Below are 14,099 nucleotides of genomic sequence, written 5' to 3' on the forward strand. Positions count from 1 at the left end.
GTCAACGCGCAAAATTCACGCCAATGTCATATTTGTGAGCTATACGAAGGCAAAAAATTACAAATTGATTTAAATGCCTTTTTTATCTTGTTGGTATCAAAAGAAAAGCCGCTGCAGGCCTGTACAGACTTACAGCGGCTAAAATTTACACAAAAGTTTTTAGGGAAGTCGTTTAATTTCTGCCGCTATACTCTGCGCTTCCTGCTGCCAGGCCTGACCTAAGGCTTTGACCATGGCGTCATAGCCGTCCTGCTGCTGTTTTAACTCGATGTTAAACGGACGTTTTACCAGCTCGCCCTGGTTATTGAGCAGCCACTCACCGCTGACAATCACCCGGCCATCGTAACGGCCATGGAATCCTGTGACGTTAACGTTCAACACCTGCTGCTCGCTGCCCAACGGCGTTGAGGAAACCACCCAGCCAGGCAGTTGACTGCTCAGGTTTGCCACCAGCGTATTACGCAACTGCTGATCCAGCGGGCTGGCCCACAGGTTGCTGTTGGCGATATTGAACTGCACATCGGTGGTTTGATACACCACCCCGTTACCGGCCAGATAATCCGGAATAGTCACCTGCTCCACCCACAGAAGCTGCCGCCCCTGGCTGGTGGTCTGGCTGCTCAGAGCCTGCGCCCCGGCGGGCAGCTGATAATACGTTTTTCCATCGTCGCTGCTGCTGCAGGCGCTAAGCAGCGCCGCAATCAGAACCGGAAGCCACTTTCTCATTCTTTCGCCCTCTTCGGCTGTGGATCTTTTTTATCCTTCGCTTCAAACACCAGCGCGTTGCTCTTATCGTTCAGGGTACGCAATACCGGCTGTAGCTCACGCAAGACCTGATCGAGACGCTGCATATCCGCCACCATCTTGTTATAGGCCGCAGAACCCGGCTGGAAGCCCTGCATACTGCGGTTAAGTTCACGCAGCGTGCCCTGCATATCCGCAGGCAACTGCTGCATCGATTTGCTGGCGGTCAGTTGGTTCAGGTTGTTCAACGTCTGCTGCAGGCGCTGCATGGTACGCTGGCTCTCGTTCAACGTATTGGTTGCCTGTTGAATCATCGGGTTAAGCGGCAGATTGTTGATTTTGTCGAGGGTTTCCAGCAGGCGCTGCTGAATTTGCGCCAGCCCGCCACTGACGGACGGAATAATCGAGTAGCCGCCGAAGCTGCGCATACCCGACATCGCAGGCGCTTTTGGATAGAAATCGAGATCCATATACAGCGCGCCGGTCACCAGGTTGCCGGTTTTCAGCGAGGCGCGCAAACCGCGCGCTACCAGATCCTGCAAATGCGCGCCGATTTTCGGGCTCTCGCCCAGCTGGTTTTCCAGACGCTCAGGCTCAATACGAATCAGCACCGGGATACGATAATCAGTACTTAGTGCCTGGCGGAGTCCGGGCACAAAGTACGGTGCCTGCGCCACGGTCCCCAGACGAATACCCCGGAATTCAACCGGCGCGCCGGGCTGTAACCCGCGAATCGAGTCATTGAAGAACACTAAGTAATCAATATGTTCGGTGTACAACGAATCCTGAATGCTTTTTTGATCGTCATACAGTTTAAAAGCCGTTTTCTCGGTGATCGGTTGACCGAGTTCCCAGCCGTCAGGGATATCGAAGCTCACCCCGCCGCTGAACAGCGTGGTCAATGACCCCATCTCCACGCGCATGCCCGCCGAGGTTAAATCCACGGCGATCCCGCTGTCTTTCCAGAAGCGTACATTGCTGGTGACCAGCCGGTCATAGGGCGCATTAACAAACAGTTGATAACTGATGGTGCGTTTTTGGGTATCAAAGGTGCTGGTCTCCACCGACCCGACGCGATAGCCGCGGAACAGCACCGGATCGCCCGGCGACAATTGCCCCGCTTTTTTACTGTCCAGCACCACGCGGATACCTTTTGCATCAGGCGGTGCCAGCGGCGGCGCATCCAGCAGTTTATATTCATCCGGCACCGCGCCTTTTGTGCCCGGTTTGAGTTCAATATAAGCCCCGGAGAACAACGTGTTGAGCCCGCTCACGCCTTCTCTGCCGATTTGCGGTTTCACCACCCAGAACACGGAATCCTGATGCAGCAGTTTTTCCATCCCGGCATTTAAGCGCGCTTTGATCTCCACATGCAGCAGATCGTCGGAAAGCACTGCGCTTTCAACCACGCCCACATCCACGCTGCGGCTTTTGATGGTGGTTTTCCCGCCCTCAATACCTTCGGCGTTAGTCGTGATCAGCGTAACTTCCGGCCCCTGATGGCTGTAGTGGTAAAATAAAATCCATGCGCCGATCAGCGCCGTGACGATAGGGAATATCCAGACCGGCGACCAGTTCCTGACCTTGCGCACCTGCGCTTCCCCGTTAGGCTTTTCCATGTTCCGATGACTCCTTATGGCTCAATTCAGGCTCGCGATCCCAGGACAAACGTGGGTCAAAGGTCATCGCAGCGAACATTGTAATAATGACAACCAGCGCAAACATCACTGCGCCGATAGCAGGATAAATGCTCATTAAGGCTCCCATACGCACCAGCGCCGACAGTACGGCAATAACAAACACATCAATCATGGACCAGCGCCCGACAAACTCGACGACCTCGTAAATCAGGTGCATGCGTTCGCTATCGCGTTGGCCGTGGCCTTTGGCATCCCAGCACAGCCAGGCGATAGCAATCATTTTTAACGTCGGAACCAGAATACTGGCGATGAAAATCACCAGCGCGACCGGGTACGACCCCTCACTCCAGAGCAATATCACCCCGGCCAGGATCGTCGACGGCATTTTATCGCCGAGCAGATCGGTGATCATAATCGGCAAAATATTGGCGGGCAGATAAAGAATGATGGCGGTAAACAGCAGCGCCAGCGTCCATTGCAGGCTGTTCTTGCGCCGCACGTGACCGCGCGTCTCACAGCGTGGACAGCGGATAGTTTCAGCGGGCAGGATAGCGGTGCAGCAGGAGCATGACCGCAGCCCCTGACGGATACCCGGCACGCCGACGCGCGGCGGAGTTGCCAGCGTTGGCATCGGCGCTAAGTCATCCCACAGCCAGCGGCGGTCCACGCACTGGAAGGCGCGCAGTTGCAGTAGGCAAAACAGACACCAGGGAATAAAACTGCTGCCAACGCCGATATCGCCATAAGCCATCAGTTTTACGAAGCTCACCAGCACCCCGGCGAGGAAAATCTCCGCCATTCCCCAGCTTTTAAGATTAAACAGAATGCGCGCCATGGCCCGTTTCAGGTTCTCAGGCAAGGCGGCGCGATTGACCAGCAGCAGGATCGTCACCAGGCAAAACGCCGGCACCAACTGGACAAACAACATAAAAAAGGTGCCCAGGCTGGCGTAATCTTGCGAAAACATCACGCCAGGGATTTCCAGCAGCGTGACCTCGCTGGTGATACCCGCAACCTTCATATTGACGAAGGGGAAAAGATTGGAGAGCAGCAGCATAAACAGCGCCGCCAGCGCATAGGCGGTAGGCCGCTGGCGCGGCGCGGCCCACTGTGTTGTTAAGGTTGTGCCGCAGCGTGGACAGTTGGCCTTATGGCCCTCTTCCAGCTTTGGCAATAACACCAGCATGTCGCATTGCGGGCACAGAATATGTTTCGCTGCATGGTGCTGTTCACACATGCCGCCCTCCCTTTGGCTATCCACCGTTTTTTAACGACTCAAGGTATTCCCAACGTTCGAAAGCCGCCTCAAGCTCCTGCTCTGCGCTAGCCAGTTTTTCCAGCACACTTTGCGTGACGTCATGAGGTTGGTTAAAGAAGGATGCGTCGCTCACCTGCGATTGCAGGCTTTCCACTGCGGCTTCTAACTCTTCCATGCGTTGCGGCATCTGATCTAATTCGCGCTGCATGTTATAGCTTAGTTTGCTGCTGGCTCGTTTGACAGTTTCTGCTTTCGCAACCGCGACTTCGGGTTCTTTTTTTGCGACCGGCGCACGGGCGATGGCCGAGGAGGCCTGCTGCCCACGCGCATCGTGATAGCCGCCGACGTATTGTCCGATACGTCCTTCGCCTTCAAAGATCCAGCATTCCGTCACGGTGTTATCGACGAATTCACGGTCGTGGCTCACCAGCAGCACGGTTCCCTGATAGCTGTCGATCAGCTCTTCCAGTAATTCCAGGGTTTCGACATCCAGATCGTTGGTCGGTTCGTCAAGGATCAGCAGGTTGCTGGGTTTCAGAAAAAGACGCGCCAGCAGCAGGCGGTTGCGCTCTCCGCCTGACAGGGCGCGTACCGGCGTCATGGCGCGTTTCGGATGGAACAAGAAGTCCTGGAGATAACCCAGCACATGGCGCGGCTTGCCGTTGACCATGACTTCCTGTTTGCCTTCCGCGAGGTTGTCCATCACGGTGCGCTCCGGGTCCAGCTCGGCGCGGTGCTGATCGAAATAGGCGATTTCCAGTTTGGTGCCCACGTGAACACGTCCGCTATCAGCGTTAAGCTGACCGAGCATCAGTTTCAGCAGCGTGGTCTTGCCGCAGCCGTTGGGCCCGACCAGCGCGATTTTATCGCCGCGTTGCACCTGGGCGCTGAAGTTACGTACCAGGGTTTTGCCTTCAATGCCGTAATTCACGTCCTCAAGCTCAAAGACAATTTTGCCGGAGCGGGAGGCTTCTTCCACCTGCATTTTGGCGCTGCCCATCACTTCGCGGCGCTCGCTACGTTCGCGGCGCAGGCTTTTTAACGCGCGCACGCGGCCTTCGTTACGGGTGCGGCGCGCTTTAATACCCTGGCGGATCCAGACCTCTTCCTGGGCCAGCTTCTTATCAAACTCGGCGTTTTGCAGCTCTTCCACGCGCAGCGCTTCTTCTTTCTCCAGCAGGTATTGGTCGTAATCACCCGGGTATGAAACCAGCTTGCCGCGATCGAGATCGACAATCCGCGTTGCCATATTGCGAATAAATGAACGGTCGTGGGAGATAAAAATAATGCAGCCCTGGAAAGATTTTAAAAACCCTTCCAGCCAGTCGATGGTTTCGATATCCAGATGGTTCGTAGGCTCGTCGAGCAGCAGCACGCGCGGCCCGCTCACCAGCGCCCGGCCCAACGCCGCTTTACGCAGCCAACCGCCGGACAGCGCCGACAGCTCCATATCCGCATTCAGGCCAAGCTGCATCAGCACTTCGTTGATACGATTTTCCAGCTGCCACAAGCCATGGTGATCGAGCATCTCCTGCACCCGCGCCAGCTCGGCCAGATTTTTGTCGCTCGGATCCTGCATCACCAGATGGGAAACATCGTGGTAACGCTTGAGATACTCCGCCTGCTCTTCGATACCTTCAGCGACGAAATCATACACGCTGCCGGTGATGTTGCGCGGCGGATCCTGTTGCAGGCGTGACACCACCAGATCCTGCTCGAAAATCAGCCGTCCATCGTCCAGCCCGACTTCACGGTTAAGGATCTTCATCAGGGTCGATTTACCGGCCCCGTTACGCCCCACCAGACAAACCCGTTCGTTGTCTTCAATGTGCAGTTCGGCGTTATCGAGAAGCGGTGCGTCGCTGTAAGAGAGCCACGCGCCATGCATACTGATTAATGACATAAATAATTATTTCCCGGTCTCGTGAGTAACCAGCCAGCAGTTATGGATTTGGCGATTACGGGCAAAATCTTGCGACAGCGTTTTCTCAGTAATTTCCTGCGCCTTCAGGCCCAGTTGCGCCAGTCCCGGTAGATCCATTTTGAAGCCGCGTTTGTTGTTGGAGAACATAATGGTGCCCCCCGGCTTCAACAGGCGCTTGAGATCCTTCATTAACGTCAGATGATCGCGCTGAACGTCAAACGAGGCCTCCATACGTTTTGAGTTGGAGAACGTCGGCGGATCGATAAAGATCACGTCAAAGCGTTCGGTCGATTCCGCCAGCCAGCCCAGGCAGTCCGCCTGGATCAGCCGGTGATTGCGCCCGGTGAGGCCATTGAGACGCAGGTTGCGCTCCGCCCATTCCAGATAGGTACGCGACATATCCACCGTGGTAGTGCTTTTCGCCCCGCCCAGCCCGGCATGAACGCTGGCGCTGCCGGTGTAGGCGAACAGGTTGAGGAAGTCTTTATCTTTGCTCATCTGGCCCAGCATCCGGCGCGCGATACGGTGATCGAGAAACAGGCCGGTATCCAGGTAATCGGTCAGGTTGACCCAGAAGCGCGCATTATATTCACGCACTTCCATAAACTCTTCTTTCTGGGCGACCTTCTGATACTGGCTGGCGCCTTTCTGGCGCTCGCGGGTTTTCAGCACCAGCTTGTTCGGTGCGATTTCCAGCACCTGGATGGTTGCGGCGATCACGTCAAACAGACGCTGACGCGCCTTGTTAGCGTCCACGGTTTTCGGCGGCGCGTACTCCTGAATCACGACCCAGTCAGCGTAGCGGTCCACCGCCACGTTATAATCCGGCAGGTCGGCATCATAGAGGCGGTAGCATTCAATCCCTTCCTGTTTCGCCCACTTATCCAGTTTTTTAAGATTCTTGCGCAAGCGGTTGGCGTAGTCTTCCGCAATACGTCCCTGCCCGCCTTCGCTGCTGCCTGCGGCCAGATGGTAGTTTTTCTGCACGCAATCCAGCGGGCCGTTTTTGGCTTTAAACTGGCGGTCGGCGCGCAGTTGCAGGCAACTCAACAGTTCCGGCGAGGCACTGAACAGCGACAGATTCCAGCCGCCAAACTGCTGCTTCATGGCGCGGCCCAGCAGGCTGTGCAGGGCAATCAGCGCCGGTTCGCTTTCCAGACGCTCACCGTACGGCGGGTTGCTGATCACGGTGCCGAGCGGCCCTTTCGGCAGCGGGTTGGTCAGTTGCGCCACGTCGCTGACGCTAAAAGAGATAAGCTCGCCAAGGCCTGCGCGACGGGCGTTGCTGCGCGCCCGTTCGATTACGCGGGCGTCGTTATCCGAGCCGTAAAAACGCGATGGGTATTCGCTTAAACCCCGGCGCGCCCGCACCTGGGCATCCGTTTTCACGCTTTTCCAAATTTCGTCGTCATGCTTCGCCCAGCCGGTGAACCCCCAGCGGGTGCGATGCAGGCCCGGCGCGCGATCGGTGGCGATCATCGCCGCTTCTATCAGTAACGTGCCGGAGCCGCACATCGGATCGATAAGCGGGGTGCCAGGCTGCCAGCCGGAGCGCTGAACAATTGCCGCCGCCAGAGTCTCTTTGATCGGTGCCTGGCCGGTGGCGTCGCGGTAGCCGCGCTGGTGCAGACCGTCACCGCTGAGATCGAGCGCAATGCTGGCGGTTTCTTTATTCAGCCAGACGTTGATGCGCAGGTCCGGCTGCTCTTTATCAACGTTAGGACGCGGCAGGTTTTTACGGGTAAAGGCATCAACAATCGCGTCTTTGACCTTCAACGCGCCGTACTGGCTGTTGCGGATAGTGTCGTTTAAACCGCTGAAATGAACGGCAAACGTGGCGCCTGGCGCGAACATGGCGGTCCAGTCGATTGCCTGAACCCCAAGGTAAAGGTCGAGATCGCTGTAAACTTTGCATTCGCTAAGCGGCAGCAGAATGCGCGATGCCAGGCGGCTCCACATCAGGCTCGAGTAGAGCAGATGCGCGTCGCCTTCAAAATGCACGCCGCCCTGAACCACCTGAGCGTTCTGCGCCCCCAGGTTTTCCAGTTCGGTTTTTAACAGTTCTTCAAGGCCGCGCGCCGTACTGGCAAATAAAGCATTCATATCGTCACTTATCACTTAAGAAAATTGTTGCGCATTATAGCCAATCCGCCCCGCATGTCATAAAGTTGCCCTTCTATTTCTTCATCTTCTATGACTTTTCAGGGAGTGCGCAGTGGTCTTTTTATCTCGTCTGGCAGTTCATCCGGTTAAATCCATGCGCGGCATTCAACTCTCTCATGCACAGGTAAGTTTAAGCGGGCTGGCGTTCGATCGCATTTTCATGGTGACAGAAACTGACGGCACCTTTATTACCGCGCGTCAGTATCCGCAAATGGTGCTGTTTTCCCCGGCGATAATGCATGACGGTTTACATCTGCGCGCGCCGGACGGCAGTAGCGCGATGGTGCGTTATAGCGATTTTGCCGCTGCCGCCGCGCCGACAGAGGTGTGGGGCAACCACTTCACTGCGCGGGTCGCCCCACAGGCAATTAACCAGTGGCTGAGCGGATTTTTCTCCCGCGAGGTGCAACTGCGCTGGGTGGGGCCTGAACTGACCCGCCGGGTGAAGCGCCATGAGGCAGTGCCGCTCTCTTTCGCGGACGGCTATCCTTTTTTACTGGCCAATGAAGCCTCTCTGCGCGATTTGCAACAACGCTGCCCGGCCAGCGTCAAAATGACCCAGTTCAGACCCAATCTCGTGATTGCTGGCGCTCAGGCCTGGGAAGAAGACACATGGGAGGTGATTCGCATCGGCGGCGTGACCTTTGATGTTGCCAAACCCTGTAGCCGCTGCATTTTTACCACCGTCAGCCCGGAGCGCGGTAAGAAGCATCCCTCCGGAGAACCGCTGGCGACGTTGCAGTCGTTCCGCACAGCCCAGGATGAGAGCGGCGATGTGGATTTTGGCCAGAATCTGATCGCCCGTGAGAGCGGCATTATTCACGTTGGCGATGAAGTGGAAATCCTGAAAACTAAACCGGCGCGGGTATACGGCCCGGGCGAGGTCGTGGAGGCGATTGAGGTAGAAACCGCGCCGCAAAGCGCCGTGGCGATCACCTGGCAGGGGGCGACGTTTAACGGCAACAATCAGCAAATCCTGCTGGAACAGTTAGAGCAGCAAGGCATCCGCGTTCCCTACTCGTGCCGGGCCGGTATCTGCGGAAGCTGTCGGATTCGTTTAGTTGACGGGGAAGTGAAAGCGCTGAAACAGAGCGCCATTGGCGACGATGGCACCATCCTGTGCTGTAGCTGCATTCCGGTTGGAGCCGTAACGCTGGATCGCTAAACAGCCTGATCGAGACTCAGGCTCTGCGCCACTGGCTGCGGTCTGAGTCTGTCGTTCATGATTTTAATCGCATCACCCAGCTGCATAGTGCGCCCGGCCAACGTTAAACCGGGTTGCGCCAGCAGGCACAGCGCCGCGTTGTCGCCCGGCTCCACCACCAGCAGGTTAACGCTCTCCTGGGTATCGCTTAAATACACGCAGGCCGGGTCGCCGCACAGCGGCTGCCAGTCATCATGATGGGAGAGAAAGTGCCAGCTTTTCGGCATCTGCGGTTTCAGGAAGCGAATCGCCACCAGCGCGTTCAATACCAGTTCGGCACGTTGATCTTTAGATAATGGCAAATCCCGGCATTTTTCTTCGAAGGTGAAATAAAGCGCAGCGTCATCAACACAAAAACCGCTGGAGGCAAAGGCGTCGGGGGTGAGCATTTTACGGGCGAAGCGCGAGCGGAATAGCATGCCATTAGCCAGGTCGAGCATCATTCTGTCGTGCTCGTCGTCATAATACCAATGCCAGTTATCGTCCGGTTTAATGCGCATCATTTTTTCCCCACATCTGCCAGCGACGAAATATCATCCTTTTTGCCGCTTCGTTTAAAACCCTAATAAAGAAAAGACTAAAATGTCTAAATTAGCAACTGCGCCCGAATATAAAACAACCAGGGCTCAAAATAAAGCCCTGGTTGTCTGTAAGTCAAAAAGCTTAGATATGGGTTACGATTTCTTTAATCAGCGGCGGGCCTTTAAAAATAAAGCCAGAATAAATTTGAATCAGCGTTGCGCCTGCCGCCATCTTCTCGCGCGCCGCCATCAGAGAATCAATCCCACCGACGCCGATAATGGGCAGTCGGCCATTTAATTCCTGAGATAACAGACGAATAATTTCGGTGCTTTTTAATTGCAATGGACGGCCGCTTAACCCACCCATCTCCTGGCTGTGTTTCATTCCCTCAACCAGCGATCTGTCGAGCGTGGTATTGGTGGCGATAACCCCATCAATATTATGGCGAACTAAACTGTCGGCCACCTGGATCAATTCTTCCAGAGAAAGATCCGGCGCGATCTTCACCGCCACAGGAACATATTTATGATGTTGTTTTTGCAGTTCTTGTTGCTTATTTTTTATCGCGCTCAAAAGATCGTCCAGCGCTTCGCCATATTGCAGCGAGCGTAAACCCGGGGTATTTGGCGAAGAAATATTGATCGCGATATATCCGGCATACGGATAAACTTTATCCATACAGATCAAATAGTCATCTTTACCCTGCTCTACCGGGGTGTCTTTATTTTTGCCGATATTAATCCCCAGCACGCCGTCAAAATGGGCTTTCTTGACGTTCTCAACCAGGTTGTCGACGCCCAGATTGTTGAAGCCCATGCGGTTGATCAACCCTTCGGCTTCCACCAGGCGGAAGATCCTTGGCTTATCGTTGCCCGGTTGCGGACGTGGCGTCACGGTGCCAATCTCGATCGATCCAAAACCCATCGCGCCCAACGCGTCAATGCATTCGCCATTTTTATCCAGCCCTGCCGCCAGACCCAGCGGGTTTTTAAACGTCAGCCCCATGCAGGAAACCGGTTTTTCCGGTACGCGCTGGCGCACCAGCCGCTCAAATGGCGTACCGGTAATGCGGCGCAGTTGCTGGAAGGTCATTTCATGAGCGCGCTCTGGATCGAGCTGAAAAAGGGCTTTACGAACGAAGGGGTAGTACATGAACTCTCCTGGATTCCCGGTATGCAGACCGGGGCGCTATTATCCGTGAATGCGCTCACAAAGTGAATTGACTTGTGGCAAAAAAGCAATCGTTTTCCAATAGCTGGGTGATTTATGCGAAATTCGGCATTGCTCCGACAGAAAAATCAGTTAGCCGCGGGAAGCGGCTCTGCGACACTGGGCTAATTGTTATTAATGTTACCAACTTGAAAATCAATGGTTATAAGGAGCTGTCATGCGCATTATCACCCTGGCCGGTAGCCCTCGCTTTCCTTCTCGCTCCAGCGCGTTATTAGAATATGCCCGCGATCGGCTTAGCGCGCAGGATGTGGAGGTTTATCACTGGCATCTGCAAAATTTTGCGCCGGAGGATCTGATTTATGCCCGTTTCGATAGCCCGGCATTAAAAACCTTTAACGCACAACTGGCGGAGGCCGACGGGCTGATCGTGGCGACGCCGGTTTACAAAGCCTCGTTTGCGGGCGCATTAAAGACGCTGCTGGATTTATTGCCCGAGCGGGCGCTGGAGAAAAAAGTAGTTTTACCGCTGGCGACGGGCGGCAGCGTGGCGCATCTGCTGGCGGTGGATTACGCGCTGAAACCGGTATTAAATGCCCTGAAAGCGCAGGAGATCCTGCACGGCGTTTACGCCGATGACAGCCAGGTACTGGATTATCAGCACAAGCCGGTATTTAGCGCGAATTTGCAGCATCGGCTCGACGACGCGCTGGATACGTTCTGGCAGGCGTTACACCGTCACGACACGTCTCATCTGGCGCTTAAATGGCCGGAAAACTCGCTGTCGGCATAACGAAAAACGCCCTTCCCGATGGAAGGGCGTTTGGTTATCAGGCAAGCGCTTTGGTGATTTTCTCGAACAAGTCCCCGGAGAGATTCGGCAACGCTTTCAGCTGCTCAAGCGCCGCGCGCATCAGCTGCTGGCGATTTTCATCGTAGCGCTTCAGGCGAATCAGCGGTTCGATCAGGCGTGACGCCACCTGCGGGTTACGGCTGTTGAGTTCGGTGAGCATTTCCACCATAAACTGGTAGCCGCTGCCGTCCGCCGCATGGAATGCCAGCGGGTTATGCATGGCGAAGGCGCCAATCAGCGCGCGGATGCGGTTCGGATTGCTCATACTGAACGAGCGGTGATTAAGCAGCGAGCGCACCGTAGAAAGAACATTTTCCGCCGGGCTGATCGCTTGCAGCATCAGCCATTTATCCATCACCAGTCCGTCCTGATGCCACTTCTCATCATACTCCGCCAGCAGCGCTTCACGGCACGGCAGCTGCGCCACAACCGCTGCCGACAGTGCGGCAATCGCGTCGGTCATATTGTCCGCCTGGTGATACTGAGCGGTGATCAGCGTATCGGCCAGCTCCGCGTCACCAAACGCCAGATAGTGCAGGCAGGTATTACGCAGCGCACGTTTGCCGATATCGGCATGTTCGATGCGATACCCGTCGAGTTTATTGGCGTTGTACACCGCTAAAAACTCATCTGCCAGTTCGGTCGCCAGCGTGCGAGTTAACGCGCCATGCACCGCGGCAATCGCCAGCGGATCGATAATGTCAAACAGCTCGGCAATCTCGTTTTGCGATGGCAGGGTCAGAATTTCCGCCGCCAGTGCCGGATCGATCCGCGCATCCAGCAGGATGGCGCGGAAGGCATCCGCCACGTGCAACGGCAGCGACAGCGGCTGGCCCTGCTGCTGGCGGGCGACGTTCAGTTTGATGTGGGTCGCCAGCAGGCTTTGCGCCGCATCCCAACGGGAGAAATCATTGCGGGCATGGCGCATCAGGAAGGTTAACTGCTGATCGCTCCACTTATACTCCAGTTTCACCGGGGCGGAGAATTCGCGCAGCAGCGACGGCACTGGCTGGAAGTACACTTTATCAAACACAAAGGTCTGCTCGGCCTGAGTCAGATTCAGTACGTGGTGCACCGGATGACCGTTGTATTGCAGCGGGATCACCTTGCCTTCGTTATCGTATAGCTCGATATCAAACGGAATATGCAGCGGATGCTTTTCAGTTTGCTCTGCGGTGGGCGGCGTTCTCTGACTGATGGTCAGGGTATATTGTTCAGTTTCCGGATTGTAATCATCCTGAACGCTCACCACCGGCGTACCGGCCTGGCTGTACCAGCGGCGGAAATGGGATAAATCGACATTCGACGCATCCTCCATCGCCTGCACGAAGTCGTCGCAGGTCGCCGCGCTGCCATCATGACGCTCGAAATAGAGCTGCATTCCCTTCTGAAAATTCTCTTCACCCAGCAGGGTGTGCAGCATGCGGATCACTTCCGAACCTTTCTCATACACCGTCAGGGTATAGAAGTTATTCATCTCAATAACTTTATCCGGGCGGATCGGGTGCGCCATCGGGCTGGCGTCTTCCGCAAACTGCATGGCGCGCATGGTGCGTACATTATTGATGCGGTTAACCGCGCGGGAACCCAAATCGGAGCTGAACTCCTGATCGCGGAACACCGTCAGCCCCTCTTTCAGGCTGAGCTGGAACCAGTCGCGGCAGGTCACGCGGTTGCCGGTCCAGTTGTGGAAATACTCATGGCCAATCACGCGTTCGATATTGAGATAGTCTTTATCGGTGGCGGTTTCGGCACGCGCCAGCACGAATTTGGAGTTAAAGATGTTGAGACCTTTATTCTCCATCGCGCCCATATTGAAGAAATCTACGGCGACGATCATGTAGATATCTAAGTCATATTCCAGACCGAAGCGCGTTTCATCCCACTTCATGGAATTCTTCAAGGAGGTCATCGCCCAGGGCGCGCGATCGACATTGCCACGGTCGACATACAATTCCAGCGCCACTTCACGCCCGGAACGGGTGGTGAACGTATCGCGCAACACGTCGAAATCCCCCGCCACCAGCGCAAACAGGTAGCATGGTTTTGGGAACGGGTCCTGCCACTCAACCCAGTGGCGGCCGTTTTCCAGTTCCCCCTGCCCTACGCGGTTGCCGTTGGACAGCAGATAAGGATATTGGGTTTTATTCGCGATAATTTTGGTGGTGAAGCGCGCCAGAACATCCGGGCGATCCAGATACCAGGTAATGTGCCGGAAGCCTTCGGCCTCGCATTGGGTACACAGCGCGTCGCCTGACTGATACAGCCCCTCAAGGGCAGTGTTCGCCGCCGGGCTGATTTCATTGACGATTTTCAGGGTAAAGCGGGCGGGCAACTGCTCGATAATCAGGGCATTATCTTCTAAGCGATAATGGGGCCATGCTTCATCATTCACTTCGAGAGAGATGAGCGTTAAAGATTCGCCATCCAGGCGTAGCGGCGCATCCGACGCCTGCGGGCGATTCACCTGACTTACCGCCGTCACGCGCGTTTTTTGCGCGTCCAGCTCAAAGGTTAAATCGATGTCGCTGATGAAATAATCCGGCGCGCGATAATCGTGGCGGTATTTGGCTTGTGGCAATTGAGTCATAGAAACCTTATCCATCGTCCGTAGAGTATTG

10 protein-coding genes are annotated in these 14,099 nt (G+C 55.5%); 2 read left to right on the forward strand and 8 right to left on the reverse strand.

Translation table 11 applies throughout. From position 1 onward, the window contains the following. Positions 1-159 precede the first annotated feature (159 nt). Genes pqiC through rlmKL form a run of 5 tightly spaced genes read right to left on the reverse strand, consistent with a single transcriptional unit; the run spans position 160 to position 7,669 of the window. Positions 160-726 (reverse strand): membrane integrity-associated transporter subunit PqiC, encoded by a 567-nt coding sequence (pqiC, locus tag FHW74_RS02970; RefSeq protein ID WP_183169075.1) that lies wholly within the window; start codon positions 724-726, stop codon positions 160-162. Then, a complete protein-coding gene (pqiB, locus tag FHW74_RS02975) occupies positions 723-2,363 on the reverse strand; it encodes an intermembrane transport protein PqiB (protein WP_183169076.1) in 1,641 nt (546 codons plus the stop codon). Before pqiB ends, pqiC begins: the two co-directional genes overlap by 4 nt. Further along, positions 2,350-3,621 (reverse strand): membrane integrity-associated transporter subunit PqiA, encoded by a 1,272-nt coding sequence (pqiA, locus tag FHW74_RS02980; protein ID WP_183169077.1) that lies wholly within the window; start codon positions 3,619-3,621, stop codon positions 2,350-2,352. The genes pqiB and pqiA overlap by 14 nt, the downstream gene beginning before the upstream one ends. A gap of 16 nt (positions 3,622-3,637) precedes the next feature. Further along, positions 3,638-5,545, reverse strand: coding sequence for an ABC transporter ATP-binding protein (locus FHW74_RS02985; RefSeq protein ID WP_183169078.1), 1,908 nt, complete (start codon positions 5,543-5,545; stop codon positions 3,638-3,640). Between the two features lie 6 nt (positions 5,546-5,551). Beyond that, on the reverse strand, positions 5,552-7,669 hold the full coding sequence (gene rlmKL / locus FHW74_RS02990) for a bifunctional 23S rRNA (guanine(2069)-N(7))-methyltransferase RlmK/23S rRNA (guanine(2445)-N(2))-methyltransferase RlmL (protein WP_183169079.1): 2,118 nt from the start codon (positions 7,667-7,669) through the stop codon (positions 5,552-5,554). Positions 7,670-7,781: 112 nt separating this feature from the next. Here rlmKL and FHW74_RS02995 point away from each other — a divergent pair, with 112 nt between their 5' ends. Further along, on the forward strand, positions 7,782-8,894 hold the full coding sequence (locus FHW74_RS02995; RefSeq protein ID WP_183169080.1) for a YcbX family protein: 1,113 nt from the start codon (positions 7,782-7,784) through the stop codon (positions 8,892-8,894). Here FHW74_RS02995 and zapC read toward each other — a convergent pair. Then, the gene (zapC, locus tag FHW74_RS03000; protein WP_183169436.1) at positions 8,891-9,433 is read right to left on the reverse strand and encodes a cell division protein ZapC; all 543 of its coding nucleotides are present in this window, start codon (positions 9,431-9,433) and stop codon (positions 8,891-8,893) included. The two genes, FHW74_RS02995 and zapC, sit on opposite strands and share 4 nt — an antisense overlap. 163 nt (positions 9,434-9,596) lie before the next feature. Then, positions 9,597-10,607 carry a quinone-dependent dihydroorotate dehydrogenase gene (gene pyrD / locus FHW74_RS03005; RefSeq protein WP_183169081.1) on the reverse strand — a complete coding sequence of 337 codons (1,011 nt, stop codon included), beginning with the start codon at positions 10,605-10,607 and terminating at the stop codon, positions 9,597-9,599. 235 nt (positions 10,608-10,842) lie between these two features. Here pyrD and ssuE point away from each other — a divergent pair, with 235 nt between their 5' ends. Further along, entirely contained in the window at positions 10,843-11,418 is a 576-nt protein-coding gene (gene ssuE / locus FHW74_RS03010) for an NADPH-dependent FMN reductase (RefSeq protein WP_183169082.1), read from the forward strand. A gap of 37 nt (positions 11,419-11,455) precedes the next feature. Here the strand turns inward: ssuE and pepN are convergent, their stop codons facing one another. Further along, a complete protein-coding gene (gene pepN / locus FHW74_RS03015; protein ID WP_183169083.1) occupies positions 11,456-14,068 on the reverse strand; it encodes an aminopeptidase N in 2,613 nt (870 codons plus the stop codon). Positions 14,069-14,099 lie beyond the last annotated feature (31 nt).

This window comes from Atlantibacter sp. RC6 (genome assembly GCF_014193285.1).
GTDB lineage: Bacteria > Pseudomonadota > Gammaproteobacteria > Enterobacterales > Enterobacteriaceae > Atlantibacter.